19 protein-coding genes, 1 tRNA gene and 1 pseudogene are annotated in these 19957 nt (G+C 45.4%); 11 read left to right on the forward strand and 10 right to left on the reverse strand.

What is annotated here, in order from left to right:
• A pseudogene (locus WC615_RS05940) lies at positions 1-456 on the reverse strand (hypothetical protein); the annotation flags it as partial.
• 38 nt (positions 457-494) lie between these two features.
• Positions 495-1787, reverse strand: coding sequence for an MFS transporter (locus tag WC615_RS05945; protein ID WP_372977204.1), 1293 nt, complete (start codon positions 1785-1787; stop codon positions 495-497).
• A gap of 195 nt (positions 1788-1982) precedes the next feature.
• Between WC615_RS05945 and WC615_RS05950 the strand changes: the two genes are divergently transcribed.
• The 4 genes from WC615_RS05950 (at position 1983) to WC615_RS05965 (ending at position 6883) form a co-directional block, all read left to right on the forward strand.
• Entirely contained in the window at positions 1983-2600 is a 618-nt protein-coding gene (locus tag WC615_RS05950; protein WP_372977205.1) for a YhcH/YjgK/YiaL family protein, read from the forward strand.
• A 24-nt stretch (positions 2601-2624) separates the two neighbouring features.
• The gene (locus WC615_RS05955; protein ID WP_372977206.1) at positions 2625-3851 is read left to right on the forward strand and encodes a glycoside hydrolase family 88 protein; all 1227 of its coding nucleotides are present in this window, start codon (positions 2625-2627) and stop codon (positions 3849-3851) included.
• 81 nt (positions 3852-3932) lie between these two features.
• The gene (gene uxuA, locus WC615_RS05960) at positions 3933-5120 is read left to right on the forward strand and encodes a mannonate dehydratase (protein ID WP_372977207.1); all 1188 of its coding nucleotides are present in this window, start codon (positions 3933-3935) and stop codon (positions 5118-5120) included.
• A gap of 140 nt (positions 5121-5260) precedes the next feature.
• Positions 5261-6883 carry an NADP-dependent glyceraldehyde-3-phosphate dehydrogenase gene (locus WC615_RS05965; RefSeq protein ID WP_372977208.1) on the forward strand — a complete coding sequence of 541 codons (1623 nt, stop codon included), beginning with the start codon at positions 5261-5263 and terminating at the stop codon, positions 6881-6883.
• A 58-nt stretch (positions 6884-6941) separates the two neighbouring features.
• On the opposite strand, the gene WC615_RS05970 is transcribed toward WC615_RS05965, so the two are convergent.
• Together WC615_RS05970 and WC615_RS05975 are read right to left on the reverse strand one after the other, a co-directional pair.
• Positions 6942-7012 (reverse strand) — tRNA-Gln (locus WC615_RS05970).
• A gap of 260 nt (positions 7013-7272) precedes the next feature.
• Positions 7273-8481, reverse strand: a complete 1209-nt coding sequence (locus tag WC615_RS05975) for a metallophosphoesterase (RefSeq protein ID WP_372977209.1) — start codon at positions 8479-8481, stop codon at positions 7273-7275.
• Positions 8482-8646: 165 nt separating this feature from the next.
• Here WC615_RS05975 and WC615_RS05980 point away from each other — a divergent pair, with 165 nt between their 5' ends.
• Positions 8647-9474, forward strand: coding sequence for a family 16 glycosylhydrolase (locus tag WC615_RS05980; RefSeq protein ID WP_372977210.1), 828 nt, complete (start codon positions 8647-8649; stop codon positions 9472-9474).
• Positions 9475-9524: 50 nt separating this feature from the next.
• Here the strand turns inward: WC615_RS05980 and WC615_RS05985 are convergent, their stop codons facing one another.
• Positions 9525-9782, reverse strand: a complete 258-nt coding sequence (locus tag WC615_RS05985; RefSeq protein WP_372977211.1) for a hypothetical protein — start codon at positions 9780-9782, stop codon at positions 9525-9527.
• 503 nt (positions 9783-10285) lie between these two features.
• Between WC615_RS05985 and WC615_RS05990 the strand changes: the two genes are divergently transcribed.
• The 6 genes from WC615_RS05990 to WC615_RS06015 all read left to right on the forward strand — a co-directional run bounded on the left by WC615_RS05990 (position 10286) and on the right by WC615_RS06015 (position 13921).
• Complete coding sequence (locus WC615_RS05990; RefSeq protein ID WP_372977212.1) at positions 10286-10768, forward strand: VOC family protein; 483 nt, start codon at positions 10286-10288, stop codon at positions 10766-10768.
• Between the two features lie 89 nt (positions 10769-10857).
• Positions 10858-11061 carry a hypothetical protein gene (locus tag WC615_RS05995; protein ID WP_372977213.1) on the forward strand — a complete coding sequence of 68 codons (204 nt, stop codon included), beginning with the start codon at positions 10858-10860 and terminating at the stop codon, positions 11059-11061.
• A 311-nt stretch (positions 11062-11372) separates the two neighbouring features.
• Entirely contained in the window at positions 11373-11525 is a 153-nt protein-coding gene (locus tag WC615_RS06000; RefSeq protein ID WP_372977214.1) for a hypothetical protein, read from the forward strand.
• A 137-nt stretch (positions 11526-11662) separates the two neighbouring features.
• Positions 11663-12307: an HAD family hydrolase gene (locus tag WC615_RS06005; RefSeq protein ID WP_372977215.1), complete on the forward strand. Its 645-nt coding sequence runs from the start codon at positions 11663-11665 to the stop codon at positions 12305-12307.
• A gap of 51 nt (positions 12308-12358) precedes the next feature.
• Entirely contained in the window at positions 12359-13018 is a 660-nt protein-coding gene (locus WC615_RS06010) for an MBL fold metallo-hydrolase (RefSeq protein ID WP_372977216.1), read from the forward strand.
• 105 nt (positions 13019-13123) lie between these two features.
• Positions 13124-13921: an alpha/beta hydrolase gene (locus tag WC615_RS06015; RefSeq protein ID WP_372977217.1), complete on the forward strand. Its 798-nt coding sequence runs from the start codon at positions 13124-13126 to the stop codon at positions 13919-13921.
• Between the two features lie 265 nt (positions 13922-14186).
• Here WC615_RS06015 and WC615_RS06020 read toward each other — a convergent pair whose 3' ends face one another.
• The 5 genes from WC615_RS06020 to WC615_RS06040 form a co-directional block, all read right to left on the reverse strand.
• Positions 14187-14837 carry an NAD(P)-dependent oxidoreductase gene (locus tag WC615_RS06020; RefSeq protein ID WP_372977218.1) on the reverse strand — a complete coding sequence of 217 codons (651 nt, stop codon included), beginning with the start codon at positions 14835-14837 and terminating at the stop codon, positions 14187-14189.
• 59 nt (positions 14838-14896) lie between these two features.
• Complete coding sequence (locus WC615_RS06025) at positions 14897-16099, reverse strand: ROK family protein (protein ID WP_372977219.1); 1203 nt, start codon at positions 16097-16099, stop codon at positions 14897-14899.
• 210 nt (positions 16100-16309) lie between these two features.
• Positions 16310-16813 (reverse strand): GNAT family N-acetyltransferase, encoded by a 504-nt coding sequence (locus tag WC615_RS06030; RefSeq protein WP_372977220.1) that lies wholly within the window; start codon positions 16811-16813, stop codon positions 16310-16312.
• 30 nt (positions 16814-16843) lie between these two features.
• Positions 16844-17524 carry a DUF4288 domain-containing protein gene (locus WC615_RS06035; protein WP_372977221.1) on the reverse strand — a complete coding sequence of 227 codons (681 nt, stop codon included), beginning with the start codon at positions 17522-17524 and terminating at the stop codon, positions 16844-16846.
• A gap of 10 nt (positions 17525-17534) precedes the next feature.
• Entirely contained in the window at positions 17535-19931 is a 2397-nt protein-coding gene (locus WC615_RS06040; protein ID WP_372977222.1) for a glycoside hydrolase family 3 N-terminal domain-containing protein, read from the reverse strand.
• Positions 19932-19957 lie beyond the last annotated feature (26 nt).

The following is a 19957-nucleotide window of genomic DNA, read 5'->3' on the forward strand; positions in this document are numbered from 1 at the left end:
ATTAAAGTGCAGCCCAAACTTGCCGGCAAGCAGGTTAAAGTGGGGCAGCTCTACATTAGCGCTGTCATTAGCCATCAATACAATCACACCACCTGCTTTTACCCAACGCGCAATGTTATCGGCATCAATTTGCCGGATATAATTCGGAGATGGGTTTTCTTTTTTTGTATCGGGGTCAACAATAATATAAACGCTGGTTTGTTTTAAATTTTCCGGGGTTGGTGCTGCCTCAAGGCTGTTTAATTTAGCACCCTGGGATTTGAAGATACCGCCCCAGATAGAGAAGCCCGAGTTATCCGTATCATCCCACATATAATGGAACCTTTTGCTTTGGCCATCTTTAGTGGTATGCACCTCGTGGTTAAAATAATAATCGAGCGTAACGGTTTGCGCCATTATCCTTACAGTAGTAATTGAATACACGAAGAGTATAACGATGAATATTTTTCTTCTCATTTCATTAAAAAGATAAGGAACCACGTATTACTATTCCCCTATAATTTAACAACTTTCATGCGTGGGGTTAACAAGTGCATTATTAGCCATGCAAGCAGGTAAGCACAGGCGCAAATAATAAACAGGGTATTATACCCGCCGGTGATATTGCCCACTGCTTTGGCCGAGTCTAAGATCCAGCCGATAAAAAACGGGAATGCGATCCCACCAACAGAACCCGCCATTCCCCCAATACCTACTACAGAGCTTACCGCACGTTTGGGGAAAATATCCGACGCGGTGGTAAAGATGTTTGCGCTCCAGGCCTGGTGAGCAGCCGCTGCCAAACTTATTAAACCCACTGCCTGCCAGATATTGGTGGCATACCTTGCCGCAAATATGGGTACCACGCAAAGCGCGAAAATAAACATGGCAGTTTTACGTGCCTTAAATATAGGCATGCCCCTTTTTATAAACCATGATGATAAATACCCGCCACCTATGCTGCCAATAGTGGTGGCCGTGTATATTAAAATTAAAGGCAAGGTTGGTTTTTTAAGATCGAGGTTGAAGGTGCTGGCAAAGTAAGAAGGCAGCCAAAAAAGGAAGAAATACCACATGGGGTCGGTGAGGAATTTACCCACTACAAATACCCAGGTTTGCCTGATGCCAAAAAGCTGCCCCCATTTTATTTTTTCTTCGTGCGCGTTGGCTGTTGCCGGTGCGTCAATATCACTGTGGATATGCTCAAACTCCGCAGCGTTTATTTTTTTATGCTTTGCGGGGATCTCATAAAATATCCACCAAAATATTAACCATACAAAACCTATGGCACCGGTTATAATAAAAGCCATTTGCCAACCGTAAATCCCCAATATCCACGGAACCATAGCGGGTGCAAGTACCGCCCCTATGTTAGCGCCCGAATTAAATATACCGGTAGCCAGGGCACGTTCCTTTTTTGGGAACCACTCGGCCACCACTTTAATAGCCGCCGGGAAATTGCCCGCTTCGCCAAGCCCCAGCGCCGCCCTTACCGCAACAAAACCAAAAGTAGATTTTACAATGGCATGCAGCATGGCCGCTATACTCCAAACAATGAGCGATATGGTATAGCCTAACTTAGTCCCTATTTTATCTATTATGCCACCAAAAGCAAGTAAACCAAGCGCATAAGCAGCCGAAAACCCCATAACAATATGGCTGTAATCGGTTTCTGTCCAGCTAAATTGCTTTTCAAGCTCGGGTTTTAAAAAGCCTATTACCTGCCTGTCCAGGTAATTAATAGTGGTTGCAAAAAACAGCAGTACCACTACCACCCAGCGGTAGTTTGTTTTTTTAGTATCGGTCATAATTGGTTGTATGCTTTATTCGCTGTACATTTTTCCATGATCAGCTTGTTTGGCGCATTTCATTGCCTTTATTCAAATATGCTTCTTTTGTATCTATATTTTGCATGTATTTATATTAATGTCTTATTAACCGATATTGGCAACGTATTGCCCATTTATGTATCTTACATTTTATAAACCAGGCATTTAAAAATCATGAGCGTTAAACCCGTGTACCGGCTTCTTATAGCTATTATTAGTTTTGCCACCATAACAAATAGCGCAATTGCACAACAAAACAGCAGCATAAATCAGGCTAATGCGGAGAATTGGCTTAAAAGCGGCAAATGGAAAAATGGCTTAAAACTGCAAGTATCCCCATCAGTAAACGCGGCAGAATTTCACAAACAATATGATGCTAACAAAGTGGTTTGGGATAAGGTATTCCTGTTTTTAAAACAACCCAATTTGGATACCCTGAGCCCCGGCAAGCACCCTATAGATGGCGACAACGCCTACGCCAGTATAACCGAAGCGCCATCAAAAGAGCCGGATAAAGCCGGCTGGGAATCGCACCGCAAATACATCGACCTGCAATATGTAATAAAAGGCAGGGAGCGCATAGAAGTGGTTAATATAGATAAGGCAACTGTTACCAAACCTTATGATGAAGCTAAAGACGGTGCAGCCTACACTGCCGAAGGCGCTTCTTACATTGCCGGGCCGGGCACCTTCTTTTTATTTTTTCCGCAGGATGTGCATCGCCCAAACATTAAATTAGCCGGTTATGAGGTGGTTAAAAAACTGGTGATAAAAATTAAAGTAGTTAATTAAACAGCATTTCTTAAAAACGAATCTATGAGGATTAAAAACATACTCCCCGTTTTATTATTGAACGCATTTACGCTAAGTGCATACGCGCAAAACATCGCGCCTAAAGCCTTCAAATTTGCCGAACGCCAAACCAGGCTGCTGCTTACCGAAACTGAGAAAGCCAAAAAACAGTTAAACAAACCCGAATTACTTTCCCCGCGTACATTGGATGGGAAGGGTAATCTGTTAATCGTATCGCCAAACGACTGGTGCAGCGGGTTCTTTGCAGGCAACCTTTGGTTTTTGTATGAGTACACCGGCGATAAATTTTGGAAGGAGCAATCTGAGCCCTACACCGCCATAATGGAATTTGAAAAAACAAACGGGGGCACGCACGATTTAGGTTTTATGGTTTATAACAGCGTGGGCAATGCTTACCGCCTAACACACAAGCAAAAATACAAGGAGAGTATCATACAGGCAGCCAGATCTTTGATAACGCGCTTTAACCCTACCATTGGCTGCATCAAATCATGGGACCATGTAAAGCAATGGCAGTTCCCGGTTATTATTGATAACATGATGAACCTGGAGCTGTTGTTTGAAGCAACCCGGCTAAGCGGCGATTCCAGTTTTTACAAAGTGGCGGTAACGCACGCAAACACTACGCTCAAAAACCATTTCAGGGCCGATAACAGCTCGTACCATGTGCTAAACTACGACCAGCAAACCGGGCAGGTTTTAGATAAAAAAACAGCCCAGGGTTTCGCGGATAGTTCGGCATGGGCGCGTGGGCAGGCATGGGGCCTTTATGGCTACACCATGTGCTACCGCGAAACGCATGATAAGGTGTACCTGGATCAGGCCGAAAAAATTGCCAAATACATTTTCGGCAACCCGCAAATGCCTGCCGACCTGGTGCCCTACTGGGATTATGATGCCGCTAAACTGGGTAACCAGCCCCGTGATGCATCGGCCGCGGCAATTGCAGCATCGGCTTTATATGAATTAAGCACCTACAGTAAAAACGGCAAAGCTTATACAACCACTGCAGATAAGATACTAAACAGCCTGGCCAACCATTACCAGCCACTGCCCGATAGCGCACGCGGTTTCTTACTGCTGCACAGCACCGGCCACAAACCGGCCAACAGCGAAATTGATGTTCCTATTATTTATGCCGATTATTACTATTTGGAAGCCCTGCTGCGCCAAAAACGCCTGGCCGATAAAAAGCCGGTTATCAACGTGGCGGGTACTTTAAAAAATTAGTGCTATGATGCCCTACGGTGGGTTTTACTATCGATACCAAACAATAAACTTTATAACTTAGGCGATAAAAATCACCCTTACATGAGCTTAGAACAAACATGGCGCTGGTACGGCCCTAATGACCCGGTTACTTTGGCAGATGCCCGGCAGGCAGGCGCAACCGGTATTGTTACCGCCCTGCACCATATCCCCAACGGCGAAGTTTGGCCGGTGGACGAGATCCTGAAAAGAAAAAAACTTATTGAAGATGCCGGCCTGAAATGGTCGGTGATCGAAAGCGTACCCGTACACGAGGATATTAAAAAACGCAGCGGTAATTACGAGCAGTATCTTGCAAATTACCGTCAAAGTTTACTAAATATAGGCCAATGCGGTATTGGTATAGTTTGTTATAACTTTATGCCGATACTCGACTGGACACGCACCGACCTGGATTACCCCCTGCCGGATGGTTCTACCGCTTTAAGGTTTGATACCGCCGCCTTCGCCGCCTTTGACCTATATATTTTGAACCGCCCCGGCGCTGAGAAAGATTATACCGATAAGGTTAAAACAAAGGCCAAAGCCTATTACGATACCTTAACTGAGGCAGAACGGAAACATCTTGTAAAAAACATTATAGCCGGTTTACCGGGTGCCGAAGATGGTTACACCACAGATCAGTTCCTGCAGATGCTGGCTTCTTACGGTGATATTGATGCACAAACACTTAAAGCAAACCTTACCCATTTCCTGCAAGAGGTGGTCCCGGCTGCAGAGAAAGCCGGTGTATTGATGTGTATCCATCCGGACGACCCACCCTACCCTATCCTTGGCCTGCCACGCGTGGTAAGTAACGAGCAGGATATTAATGATATTTATAATGCTATTGATAGCCCCAATAACGGCCTTACCTTTTGTACCGGCTCTTTCGGGGTGATTGCAAGTAACGACCTGCCCGGTATGGTGCAGCGCCTTGGCCATCGCATCCATTTCATCCACCTGCGCAGCACCAAACGCGACGAGCATGGCAATTTTCATGAAGCAGACCATCTTGCCGGTGATGTGGATATGTATGCGGTAATGAAGGCATTATTAGAAGAACAGCAAAGAAGAACAGCCGCAGGCCGCAAAGATCTCAGCATGCCTTTCCGGCCGGATCATGGACATAAAATGCTGGATGATCTGCATAAAAAAACCAACCCGGGCTACTCGGCCATTGGCCGCCTGCGCGGCCTTGCCGAACTGCGCGGGCTTGAATTGGGTATAAAAAGATCATTAGAAAAATAATAAACCGATGAAAACCCATCACCGGCAAAAACACAATATTTTAACCCCACCAATGGCAATTAATTATTTTACTGTTAAATTGTAGCATAATTGCTGCCGGGGCAACACTTGGCCTATGTTTAACATTTACACTACATCGCATGAACTTTGAAGAACAATTAAAGGCCTTGTTTGTGGCCGAAAGCGAGATTCCTGAACCCTTCCGGATAGCCGAACTGCACCAGCGCGAATACCTGAGCAATGGCGAAATGGTAAAATGGGATGGCGAAGTGAGCGAGGTTTACTCGCCCGTTTGCCTGCCCGGTGCCAAAGGCCTGCAGCGCAAACTAATGGGCAGTTACCCGCTGGCTACCGAAAAAGAAGCCATGGAAGCGCTTGCAGCCGCAGAAAAAGCCTATGATAACGGCCGCGGCGAATGGCCAACCATGAGCATTGAGGGCCGCATAAAATGTATGCAGAACTTTGTATACAAAATGATTGAGCAACGCGACCTCGTGATCAACCTGATTATGTGGGAGATCGGTAAATCACACGCCGACTCTACCAAGGAGTTTGACCGTACGGTTGAGTATATTAACCTCACCATTGATGCCCTCAAAGAGCTCGACAGGCGTTCATCGCGCTTTGAAATTGCCGAGGGTGTAATTGCCCAAACCCGCAGGGCGCCGCTTGGCGTTGTACTTTGCATGGGGCCTTTCAACTACCCGCTTAACGAAACCTACACCACGCTTATCCCTGCTATTATTATGGGGAACACTATTTTATTTAAACCGCCTAAGCATGGCACGCTTGTTCATTATCCGTTGCTAAAGGCGTTTAAAGAATCGTTCCCGGCGGGGGTGGTTAACACCGTTTATGGCCGTGGTGCTACTGTTACCCCGGGATTGATGGCTACCGGGCGCATCAATGTACTGGCCTTTATCGGATCGAGCAAGGTGGCTAACGATCTGAAAAAACGCCATCCTAAAATAAACCGCCTGCGTGCTGTTTTAAGTTTGGATGCCAAGAATGCTGCCATCGTTACCAAAAACGCCGACCTTAAACTGGCCGTATCCGAGATCATGCTGGGCGCCCTATCCTATAATGGGCAACGCTGCACAGCACTAAAAATAGTTCATGTACATAAAGATGTAGCTGAAAAGTTTTTACAAATGCTGAGCGAAGCCGTTGGCAAACTAAAACTGGGTATGCCATGGGTAAGCGGTGTAAACATTACCCCGGTTGCCGAACCCGGCAAGCCTGCCTACCTGAAAGATTGCCTTGATGATGCCATTGCGCATGGCGCACAGGTAATCAATGAAAATGGCGGCACCTCGGCCGAGTCATTTGTGTTCCCGGCTGTTGTTTACCCGGTTACCAGGGATATGAAACTTTACCTGGAAGAGCAATTTGGCCCCGTAATACCGGTTATCCCGTTCGAATCGATAGAAGAGCCGATACAATACCAGATAGATTCGCCGCATGGGATGCAGGTGAGTATATTCAGTAATGATGGTAAAGAGATAGCAGCGCTGATTGACCCGTTTGTGAACCTGGTGAGCCGTGTAAACATTAACAGCCAGTCGCAGCGCGGGCCTGACGTGTTCCCGTTCACCGGCCGTAAGGACAGCGCAGAAGGAACGCTTTCAGTATCAGATGCCTTACGTTCATTCTCGCTCCGCTCGCTTGTAGCTGCTAAGATGAACGACACCAATAAGCAGTTGTTTAATGATATTGTAAGAGGGCACGATTCAAACTTCCTGAGTACGGATTATATTTTCTAAACCCTATCATATTGAATGCAAAAGGGCAAATGATTTTGTGATCATTTGCCCTTTTTTGTTTTCCCGAATGGATTCGAACCACTACTAACAGAGTCAGAGTCTGGTGTGCTACCGTTACACTACGAGAAAATAGCGGTATTACTTAACGCTGCAAAAGTAAAAAAATGACGGGTTTTTACAACATAATGCTGTAAAATTCTCCACCCGCCATTGCGAAAGGCATAGGTTAAGTTGTCATTTCGAACGATAGTGAGAAATCTTGTTCATTATGCAAAGTTCACCGCCTCTCAGTTAAACAAGATTTCTCCACATACACTCGTTCGATGGCAGTGTGGGGAAATATCCTAAAGAGATTGCTTCGTACCTCGTAGCAATGACGAGTTTAAAAACTAAGCAGAGCGCCTCTTCTTCAACGTTATCACCGTAATTTCCGGCCAGATGCCTAAACGCCCCGAGAACGCCAGGAAGCCAAAACCGCGGTTTACATACAGGTAACGGTTCTTTTCGTTAACAAGGCCGGCCCAATCCAGGTAGCGGTATTTAACCGGGCTCCATTTTAAACCGGCTGCTTCAATACCAAACTGCGCGCCATGTGTATGGCCTGATAAGGTTAAATGCACATCAACCGGGTGATAGCGTACCTTCTTTTCCCAGTGTGTAGGATCATGGGAGAGCAGCACTTTAAAAGCGTTCAGGTCGGCCCCCTTCAGGGCGCGGTCAAGGTCGCCTTTTTGCACAAAACCTTCGCCCCAGTTCTCTACGCCTACCAGTGCTATCTTTTGTCCGTCTTTTTCAATTACTACATTCTCATCAAGCAATAAACGATAGCCAAGTTCGGCGTGGTGCTTTTTTAGCTTAGCCAGGTTATCACGTTTTTGCTGTTCGCTATCCCATTGAATGTAATCGCCATAATCATGATTGCCTAATATAGAGAACTGCCCGTATGGCGCTTTTATCTGCCCAAAACGATCGATGTATTGCTCGATCTCCCACGCGGCGTTGTTAACCAGATCGCCGGTAAACACAAACAGATCCGATTTCTGAGATTTAGCCAGATCTATCCCCCGCTGCATAGCCTTTACATTATCAAAACTACCGGAGTGGATATCAGAAAGCTGTGTAATGGTAAAACCATCGAAAGCCTCGGGTAACTCATCATAATAAAGGGTTTGGCGGTGCACCTTATAATCGTACTTACCACGAAACATGGCGTACAAGAACGAAGTGAACGGAAAGGCCGCCACCAGGATAGCTATTTCGCTTACAAATTTACGCCGCTCGGGGAAATATGCCTCACCCGGTTTCTGCTCGTTTGATATGTGATGGGCAATACCAGAAATAAACCGTCCCAGATCGCCTAATGAAAGTACGATAACAAAGAAAAGCTTGGTTACAAAAAAGGTAAAGAACAGGCTCAGCATCCACTCGTGGAAAGGGGTCATACCCTTTGCGGTGCTAAAGCTGCCAAAGCCCAGTAAAAATACCGCGGTTACCCCTACCGATATCACCAAAAAGCCCCAGGTAAGGGCCAGCCTCATGGGCCGCGATTGCCAGTCGGCAGTGAAGGTGCGCAAACCGTTGAATACGTACCAGTCCATCAATAGGCTAACCGCTGCTAAAAGCAAAAAAAATCTTAAAAAACCACCTCTGTGCATTCTGTTAGGGCTTTGTGCCGCAATATATAAAAGCTAAAGTAATTGGATTGTAAAACCGCAGATTTAAAGGTTATTACCTACTTTAGCTTTTAAATATTACAGCTTTTTATGCAATTACGCTTATTAACCCTGCCAGCCTTATTATTGTTTTTGGCAACTGCAGCCATTGCGCAGCAAACCAAAAAGGATACGGTATTTTTTGACGATTTTAAAAGCAAAACGCTCGACCGCAGTAAATGGAATGTAGAAGTAACCGGCCAAACCGTAAATGACGAACAGCAGGCCTATGTAGATTCGGCAGCCACTATATATACTGAACATGGCGTGTTGATATTAAAAGCACTTTACAAACCCGGCCACACCAGTAAAGAAGGCAAAAAGTATGATCTTGTAAGCGGGCGCGTAAATACCCGCAATAAAGTGATGTTTACCTACGGCAGTGCAGCTGCAAGGGTAAAGGTAACCGGCGGCGATGGTTTCTGGCCTGCATTTTGGGCATTGGGCAAAGGCAATTGGCCCGCCAGCGGCGAAATTGATATTATGGAAACCGTTGGCAACACCAGCTGGACCAGCAACGCCTTGCACGGGCCGGGCTATTTTGGCAATACACCGCTTGTTTATCGTGCAAATTTCCCCAAGGGAACTGATGCAAGCCAGTGGCACGTTTACAGTGTTGACTGGACAAGAAACCGCTTAATTTTTAAGGTAGATGGCAAAGTAACCTACACCGTAACCCGCGCCATGACCGGAAAATACGGTAAATGGGCATTTGATACGCCTAAATTCCTGATATTGAATTTTGCTTTAGGGGGCGGCTTCCCGCATTCGGTAAACAAAGTAGACAAGCCCTATTACGGCTTGTCGCAGGCATCTGTAGATAAAATAAAAGCCGGGAACGCAAAGTATTATATAGATTGGGTACTGGTTACCAGGTAGCATAAAAAAGCCCTCCCGTAAACCGGGAGGGCTTTTTATTTATTTACTGCTTAGTAATGCCTAACCACTACCCGCCTGCGATGTTCGCGGTAGTAGCCCGGCCTGCTTACCACAACTGTACGGCGATAATGCGGGCGGTGATGGCGGTGCCTGTCTACCACAATTACGCGGTCAACCGGCCTTTCAACCACAACTGTGCGGGTTGGCGGTGGTGTACCTATATGAGCGCTTACTACTACCTGTGCTTTTGCGCCTTCAAAGGCAAACATGGCAACTACAGCTACGGCTAATACTTTTATAATCTTCATGGGTTTTGGTATTTATAAATAAATTTTATAGGTTAATTAACGATTGTTATAGTAATGAGAATCATGGCCTCTGTCGTCATGCCGATCGTAGTGATGGCGGTCATAGTTATATCTGCCTCCTCTGTGTCCCCTGTTTTCTATTGAGCACCCTGTTAATACTGCCGCGCCAAATACTAATAACGCTAACAGCCTCACTATTTCCTTTTTCATAACTTTATGTTTTTAATACTTAATTATTGTTTGTATAAGTTAAACTACAGCCATATTGCAAAGTTTAATCTACATAGGTCAGTATCACTAATTCGTTACAAAGGGGGGGGGAGATAATGCTAACCGGCATTAACGGCAGGCCGTTTATCTATATTATCCATAGGGTTAATTGCTGGATTACAAAATAGTATGATGGCCAAAACTATATTCGTATCTGTAAAATTAAATATGCTAAATAATTACTTTAATATTTAGCAACATGTATATTTAACACATCATTAACAACCCAACAAATGTTAAACCTTCTAAAAGTATCAAACATCACAAACCGGGCATTTAAAATAGCGGCTTTGCTGTTATTAGGCATTCCACTGGTAAGCAATGCACAAACTGCCGATAAAGCTGTTTTTAATCACGTAGCGCTTTGCTCAAAAAACCTTAAAAAAAGCAACGACTTTTACACTTCTGTTTTAAATTTAAAGATAATCCCCAATCCTTTTAAAGATACAGTGCATACCTGGTATAATATAGCTCCCAATATTGCTATGCACGTTATACAGGGCGACTGCTCGCCGGCTCAAAAGCTTATTGGCGATCATATTTGTTTTAGTGTTCCTTCAATTACCAATTTCATTACCCTGCTTAACCAAAAAAAGATCCCTTACAGTAACTGGAAAGGGGTTACCGGGCAGGTAGAGCACCGTGTAGATGGCGTATCGCAGGTATACATACAGGACCCTGACGGTTACTGGATAGAAATAAACGACGCCAGGTAATTTTCTGAATATCAAATTGACTGCCTTAGGGCAAACTTTTTTCTTTTAAACCTACAACCAGCGGGAGTAAATCTGCGTATATATTATGTATGAAGGGCTATGTAACTATACCCAAATCCATTTATTGTAAGCCCTGCAAACAGTGCGGTGCCCGCCCTATTATTGCCCTTGTTAATGACGATGGCTATGTAGTAAAATGCCCCACTGACGACAGCCATTATCAAACCAAACCCGGTTTAATTGATATTGAGGACTGGAACATCCACAATACGGTGTTATATGAAAATGAGTAGTATTTTATTGTCAGTCTGAGCTTGTCGAAGACTTATACTCACCACATCAGCGCTAAACCTTGCAAACACATAGTTTACTCACCGCGACTACGCTACGCTGGTCGGCCCTCTCTGCTTCGCAAATAGGGTGAGAAAAAAATAAAAGCCCTTTTTGCGCGCAGCGAAGAGAGGGTGGTCGAGCGAAGCAATGACCGGGTGAGTAAAATCGAGATGCCAATAATCCGTAACATCTGTTTTACAATTACCATTCATTAAACCTTTCAAATTCTGCATGGTCACATAAGCAATAAATCACAATTAATATGTTTACCATGAAAAACTTCATCAACACCATCATAACCGATATTAACCACGTAATTGTTAAAGGTGATTCTGACAAAGTAGAGCAGGCCCGCGTATTTATTTTACTCGCCATACCGGCATTAACCATCTTATTTTCTTTTGGCCGTTTTCCGGGCTATTAATTATAAAAGCCCTAAAGTGGGCAAGAGGGTAAAGTACGAAAGGAAGGACGTGTATATTTCTCTACTTTCAGGCTTTACTATCTTTCGGGCTTCCCGACTTAAAATAAACTGCTACTTTTGCGGCACAAAACGCAGCAATGGATAGCTTAAAAGATAAATTCGACAGTATAATATTTGACCTTGACGGCACCCTTTGGGACAGCACCGAAACCATTACCAAAGCCTGGCAAACCGCGCTTGATAAAGCGCCCTACATGAGCCATGAGGTAATGACCCGCGAACGCGTGCGCTCTATCACCGGGATGACCTACGATAAGATCTTCGAAAAGCTGTTCCCATCTTTAAGCACCGAACAACGCGCCGAAGTACAGCAGTTATGCTCGGTTGCCGAACTGGATATACTGCACAAGCAAGGTGGTACCCTATACCCTAACCTTGCTGATACACTTACTTACCTGGGCAAAAACTACAGGCTTTACATTGTAAGCAACTGCCAAAGCGGCTATATCGAACTATTTTTAGACCTACACGATATGCACCCGCATTTTCTGGCACACCAATGTTACGGCACAAAAGGCAACCCTAAGGCCGATAACATCCGCGATATTGTGAACGACCATAAGCTTCAAAACCCCGTTTATGTAGGCGATACCACCGGCGATTACGACTCGGCGACCAAAGCGGGCGTACCATTTATTTTTGCAGCATACGGCTTTGGGCAGGTGGAGAGCGGGCAGGTTGCCACCATCAACAACTTTGACGAATTAAAACAACTGCTTTAAGGAAAACTTTTTTTATAAACGGTAAGTTTACCAGGTACAAACTATCGCTTTATGAAAATCACCAAATACCTGCACTCGTGCCTTGTTTTTGAGCAAGACGGGTATAAGCTTTTGTTCGACCCCGGCAAATTCAGCTTTGCCGAAGGGCGGGTAACACCGCAAATGTTTGCAGATGTGGATAGCATTATCATCACCCATATCCACCCGGACCACCTGGACATCGAAAACCTAAAAAAGATAGTTGAACTGAGTAAAGCCACGGTTTATACCAACACCCAGGTTGGCGAGACCATTGCCAAAGAAGGTTTAACCTATAGCCTGATTGAGCAGGGCACCTATAACATGGGGCCGTTTAAGCTGGCCGCCTTCCCGGTACAACACGAGCCTTTGCTGGACACCCCCATCCCGCAAATGACCGGCTTTTTAATAAACGACAAGATACTGCACCCCGTGGATTCCATGGAGACCCGGCTTACCGAATACACTGGTATTGAATTGCTGATAATGGTAACCATGGCCCCTTTTGCCAATGAATTGCGTATTGCCGGTTTTGCCGATAGGGTTAGGCCAAAACAGATCCTTCCTGTACATGATGGTTACGCGAAAGACTTTTTTATTGAACAGCGCTACAAAAACTATAGCCGGCATTTTGAGAAGGCTGGTATAAAATTTCACGAAATATACAAGATAGGAGATAGCTTAACTATTTAATAATCAGCTCAATCAACCTAAAGGAGTGTCAATTTATTTCCTTATTCGCAAAAAATTAAACTTTTGGTATGTTTTTGGGTGGTTTAGCACAAACTAAACTACTTTATGAAAACTATCATCTTTATTCATGGCATGTTCCAAAACCCCAAAAGCTGGGATAACTGGGTAGCCTTTTTTACCGACAGGGGTTATAATTGCATTGCCCCGGCCTGGCCAAAACACGAAGGCGAACCGCAGGACCTGCGTGACTACCCACCCGAAGGGCTGGGCGATTTGCACCTGAATGCTATTATTGATAATATAGAAGCCCTGATACGTGTGCAGGATACCCCACCTATATTAATAGGCCATTCGGTTGGCGGTTTAATTGTGCAGCTGATGGTTGCCAAAGGCCTTGCCGACCTGGGGGTTGCTATTAACTCGGTAGCGCCAAATGCCATGCTGGCTTTCGACTGGGGTTTTATGAAAAATAGCGCGCTTATCTCTAACCCTTTTAAAGGAAACGAACCTTTTTATACCGATCTGGAGAGTTTCCATGAATCTTTTTGCAATACGATGAGCATGGAAGATACCAAAGCAGCATTTGACGAAACCGCTACGCACGATAGCCGTAACGTACTACGCGATTGCATGGGCGACGATGGCAAAATTGATACCGAAATGCCACACTCGCCCCTATTGTTTATTGGCGGCGAAGAGGATGAGATAATACCTGCCGAACTTTGTAAAAGCAATGCCGGGGCTTATACCGACGAAGTAAGCATATCCGACTATAAAGAATTTACCAACCGCGGCCACTGGATTTGCGGGCAGGAAGGCTGGCAGGAAGTTGCCGGCTATATTGCCGACTGGCTACAAGAGCACGAGGTGATAAAATACCATACCAACCAGGTAAGTAACTAAGCTATTTTAAGCAGGATGATGGAACTCCTATGTGCCGGTGTGTGGCGCATGGGAGTTTTTTTGTGGGGATGGATTTTTCTAATTCCCTCCCTTGGGAGGGGTGTGGTGGCTGGTGTTGTGGCAGGGAGGGGTTATCGAACAATAAATCGCTTTATCAAACCCCTCCCTGCACCCTCCCACCGGGACGGAATCGCACTGCCCTATGCCCGGCTTATTTAAATAATCACACAAGGCACGCATGCGCCAGCTAATGTGGGTTACTTTTTTAATTAAATATCGTGGGCGCCAATCCTATAAATCCGGCTTGTTCCAACACATCTACAGCAAATGCAGCAACACTTTTCCGGCTGATGAGCAACGAGGGCCTGGGAAAGTTATTTAAGCTTGTTTTAACCGGTTTTAAACTAAAATTTGTAAGCCCTACAGGTCGTATAGATGTCCAGTGAAGGTCTGTGGCTGCAAGCATTTGTTCCTGCAACTCGTGGTCTTTATAAGCCGGTGAAATATTACTGTGATCAATTATCCACCTAAACCAAACGGGCAGTTCTTTTTTGCTTTCGTTAACTCCCCAGGCCGATATAATGATAATTCGTTTGATTTGGTGTTTAGCAGCAAGCGGGATAATATTTTTCATCGTTGCCGACAGAAAATCAACCGGTGTACGTAGTGCCGACCATGGAAAATCACTATTACGGGAAATATTAAGGGCGCTGATAATAGCTTCGCATCCTGCCATCGAAGCACTAAGCACATCGGCATTCAAAGTTGAGCCTTCAAAAATGGTAAGCGAAAGGGAAATTATTTGAACTTTGCTCCTATCCCTCACCAACACATGTACAGTATGCCCACGTTGGATAAGCTGCTGTAGTATTAACTTACCGGTACGGCCGGTTGCGCCCAAAAGTAATACTTTCATATATTATATGATGACGGGTTAACCTGAGACTAATACAACCACTCACCACTCACCAATCTCTATTTTACTGCACGTTCTTCCTTATCAAAGTTTTCCATCACCAATACAGCTGCACCAATCAATTCGGCGTCAAACCCAAGCGATGAGATCAATAATTCGGTACCTGATGACAGGCGCGGGATACAATATTTATGCAGTGCCTGTTGTATAGGGGCCATTAGTATTTTACCAACTTTAGCCCCCCGGCCGCTCAATACAATGTTTGCAGGGTTCATGATGTGGATAAGGATGGCCAGCGCCTTGCCAATTTTATAACCCGCATCGGTAAGCAGCTCAATGGCAAACTGGTCGCCCTGGTTTGCGGCTTCCATCAAATCTTCGCCCATTAATTTTGATTGCCCGTTATGTGGTTTAAGGCTGGTTACCCTACCGTTTTTTATACCCTCTTCGGCCTTTTCGGCTACCACCAGCATTGATGCTTCGGCCTCTAAACAGCCGCGTTTGCCGCATACGCAAAGCGCTCCATTGTCTGACAATGGGATATGGCTTAATTCGCCCGCGAAACCGTTGTATCCGCGGAATATCTTACCATCTATGATCATGCCGAGGCCTATACCCCAGCCCAGGTTTATTACCATTACTTCCTGCGCAGCACGGGCAATACCAAACTTTTGCTCGGCAAGGGCTATCAGGCTGGAGTCGTTATCTATATAGGTGGTAATACCCGTTTCTTTAGCAATATACTTGCTCAGGCTTTCGCCGCCGGCATCAAGGTAGGTATAGTTAATTCCTTCAACCGCGTTGATAAAACCCGGCATACCAATGCCAATACCGGCTATTTTCTTTTTAGCGATACCGCTTTCTTCCACGTAGTTGTTCAAATGGCTGATCAATTGCGGGAGCGCATCTTCATTATTATGAAGCTTTAACTCAACAGTGGCCATTTCAGCGACAGGGTTATTGTTCAGATCAATCAGTTGGATGCGGGCCGAGAGCTGATCCATAGCAACCGCCAGGATAAACATGGCGTTGGTATTAATGGCATACATCAATGGCCTGCGGCCACCGCTGGATGGGGCGTACCCCTGCTCAATCACAAAACCTTCTTTTATCAGTTCGTTTATCGCTTTTGCTATTGATGGGATGCTCTTATCAAAAAGCTGGCTTAACCCCGCGCACGACATGGCTTTATCAAAATACAACCTTTTTATGATCATATTTTTTAACCAACCGCCTTTTACACCATTGCTTTTTATTTCCATTAGGTATTTGATGTGCCTTTAAATAGTTAGGACTAAATTTCTGCTATAAAATTATAAATAATGCGGTAAACTACAATAAGTTGAAAAACTTTTTAAAATTTAAATTGATTACACCATCACTAAAGCAAAAACAACCGGCTTTTTAAACCGGAACGTTACAGCAACTATAATAAAGCATTGATTTAAAGACAGGAAACCAATAGGCTGCGCCTATAACCCTTTACGCATGGCAATCATGTGGCTTATAAAACCCACCTTCTCGTAAGCTTTAATGGCAGGCGCATTTTGGTAATAAACCTCCAGGCGAAGTTCGGTCATACCCTGGCTAACGGCCCAATGCTGCAGGGCGGATATTACCATTTTATTTACCCCTTTACCGCGGTGCTGCGGCAATACATACATAAAGCCCAAATAAGCGTATTGCGGGTGTTTCAGGTAAACTTTTGATGTTTCGATACGGGCGTAGCCGCTGCCAATCAATTCGCCGGCAAGTTCGGCAACTACCAGGTGGCAATGCGGTGCGGTGATCAGCTCGGGCAGGTTATAGTAATTGATATGCTCATCCTTCAGCGTCGGGTCGAAGGGCCGCTCGGCAGCAATAACACCCTGCTCAAATTGCAGCAGGGTATCCATATCGGCTAAAGTAGCCGGGCGGATGGTGATGTTATCATCATTATACCCTGATGGGATCCAATCGAAGCGTTTTGGTGACATGTTTTTTATTAGACCGTAAAATAACACATATTACTTACCATCCCAATAAGATTTTCTCTTTCGGGTTTTCAATTTTGAATAAACTTCAATACCCTCCGGATTATTAAAATCTGCAAGCTCGATTGTACCAATATCAAAACAATCGTCAAAGCTTTCAACGCGCCACCTTACCAAACGCCCATCCGGATTCAGATAAGGTGTAGCATAATCGTCTTTATTCCTTTCAATTTTAGCATATGCGTCTTCAAACGATTCTGCTTTTAGCATTACGAAGCGCTGTTCTATATCCTGCTTCTTGGTTTTTAAATTTTCAATTTCTATGGCTATGGTCATTCGCACACAAAAAAATCCCGCAACTGGCGCTATGTTCTTTTCAACAGGAGTTGCACCATCTATTGCATCTATCCTGACATTGATAAAATCCAGCTCAGATAGCTTGCTTAATACATGCAGCATAACTTTTGTTTTGACGCTTGTGGGACGACGCTTTGTACCTATTGTGGTATAATTATCAAATAATTTAAAACTGATGAGTTTATCTAAATTAGCTTTCAAATATTCATCAATTTTCCGCACCCGCTCTTTTGGTTTTAATTGCAAAAACTGTTGATAATCCGGGTAGATCAGGCTTATTGAAATATCAGCGAGTGTATTTTTAACCGGAATCTTGTTATCCAATATCCAGTCATCCATATTGAATAAACTTTTCATAGTTGTTTTATTACTCTATCGTAAACCCTTTTTTCAATTTAATATCCTGCGATGAGCTGCCTATCCAAATTTGGAAGGTGCCGGGTTCAACGGTCCAGTTCATGTTTTTATCAAGCAAGGCCAGGTCGTCGGGGTGCAGGGTAAAGGTAACGGTTTTCTTTTCGCCGGGCTTAAGGTTTACACGCTCAAAGCCGCGCAGGTCGTATTCATAAGTGGTTACACTGCTTACATCGTCTTTTAAATAAAGCTGCACCACGTCGTCGCCCTGGCGCTGGCCTGTATTGGTTACATCAACTGTAACGGTCACGTCGCCCTGCGATTGCCCTTTTTCGGGCGATACCTGCAGGTTACTATACTCAAATTTAGTATAGCTTAAACCATAGCCAAACGGATACAGCGCACCGTTAACACTGGTATGCCCCCAACTATTCTGCCCACCCTGCCCGGCCTGCGAATTTGGCTTAAACGGAAAGTTAAACTCTATTTGCCCGGTTGTTTTCGGGAACGTGATGGGCAATTTACCGCCGGGATTATTATCGCCAAAAAGGGTTTCGGCAATTACCTGCCCGCTTTGTGTGCTTGGGAACCAAGCCTCTAATATGGCCGGCACGTATTTATTCTCCCAGTTGATGGTGAGCGGCTGTCCGTTTATCATCACCATAACCACGGGTTTGCCGGTTGCCTGTAAGGCCTGTATCAGTCTTAACTGGCGGCCAGGGAGGTTTAATCCTGTACGGGAAAGGCTCTCGCCCACCCGGTCGGCATCCTCGCCTACAACGGCTATAACCACATCCGATAATTTGGCCTGCGCCACTGCCGAATCTATACCGGCCTGTTCGGCCGTGGTTAGCGGGGTTTCAATAATTTCGCTTTCGGGCCAGGTGGCATCTACCATGTCGCAGCCTTTTAAATAGTTTACTTTACCGGCTGCGCCAACGTATTTTTTTATGCCATCAAACACGGATGTAATTGGGTTGTGCGATGGGCCGTACCTGCTTACGCTGTAATTACTCTCAACTGCCAGCGGGCCGGTTACCAATATGTTTTTGTACTTGCCTTTATCAAGTGGCAGCAGGTTGTTCTCGTTCTTTAAAAGCACCATGGCCTCGCGGTTCATTTTAAGGCTCATTTGCTCATCGGCAGCGGTGTGTACCAGTTTATCAGCCGCTTTGGGGTCTTTTACGTACGGGCTATCAAACAAACCCAGTCGGAACTTAACCCTTAACACGTCCGCCACGCGCGAATCAATCACTTTCATCGAAATACGGTTCTCTTTGATCAGCTCGCGCAGGGGCAGTATAAAGGTTTGTGGCATGGTAAAGTTAGTACGCACGTTCAGCCCGGCCTCTACTGCCTGGCGTACGGCCTCTTTGTAATCCGCAGCTACCTTATGTTTGGAGTATAAAAACTCCACCGCTTCGCTGTCAGATACCACGTACCCCTGGAAACCGAACTTTTGGCGAAGCAGCTCGGTGAGGAAATAATAACTGCCGGTGATGGGCACGCCATCATAATCATTATAGCTGCTCATTACACCCATGGGGTGCGCTTCCTGTATCACCCTGCGAAACGGGTACAAGTAAACCTGGTGCATCTCACGCGGGGCCACATGCGGGTCGGTGCGGGCGCTACCATCGCGGCCGCCTTTGGGCACGCTGTACACGGCATAATGTTTCAGGGTTGATGCCACACCCTCCTCCTGGATGCCCAACACCATCTGCTTGCCCATTTCGGCAATGTGGAAAGGGTTTTCGCCGTAGCATTCAACCACACGGCCCCAGCGCTGGTCGCGGGCGGGGTCGAGTATCGGGGCGTAAACATTGGTATAGCCCAGGGCTTTTGCTTCGCGGCCAACGGTTTGCCCTGCCTGGCGCACCAGTTGTTTATCCCAGGTACTACCAATGCCTATGGGGGCCGGCAGCGGGGTGGCGCGGTCGTGGTTTAAGCCGTGGATGCCTTCGTTGGTAAAATCAACAGGGATGCCCATACGGGTTTCTTCCACAAACCATTTTTGGATGGTATTAATGGCCGATGCATGCTTGCTGAAAGGGTATGAATATTGGGTGGGCGCATCATCGGTATGCGAGGTAAGGTTATTCAGCTCTTCATCTATATTGGCAATGCCATCCTTCCAGACCTCGTTCTTCCAGTTGGGTACGGGCATTTCGTCTTTCAACACGCGTTTATAGCCGTAAAGGGTAGCCATCTGGCAGGTTTTTTCCTCAACGGTCATCTGGCTCAGCAGATCGGCAATGCGTTTGTCGATAGTTTGAGAGGGGTCTTCAAAAACATCCATGCGGCCGTTCTTGTTAAAATCGACCCAGCCCTTATGGTATATATTTTTTTGCTGCGCGGATGCAGATAAAGCAAGCCCAAGCAAAGGCAGCAGCAGTGGCAGTTTTTTCATACAGATGAGAGGTGTGTATTGGTTTA

The organism is Mucilaginibacter sp. (genome assembly GCF_041663085.1).
In the GTDB taxonomy this organism is placed as follows: Bacteria; Bacteroidota; Bacteroidia; order Sphingobacteriales; family Sphingobacteriaceae; genus Mucilaginibacter.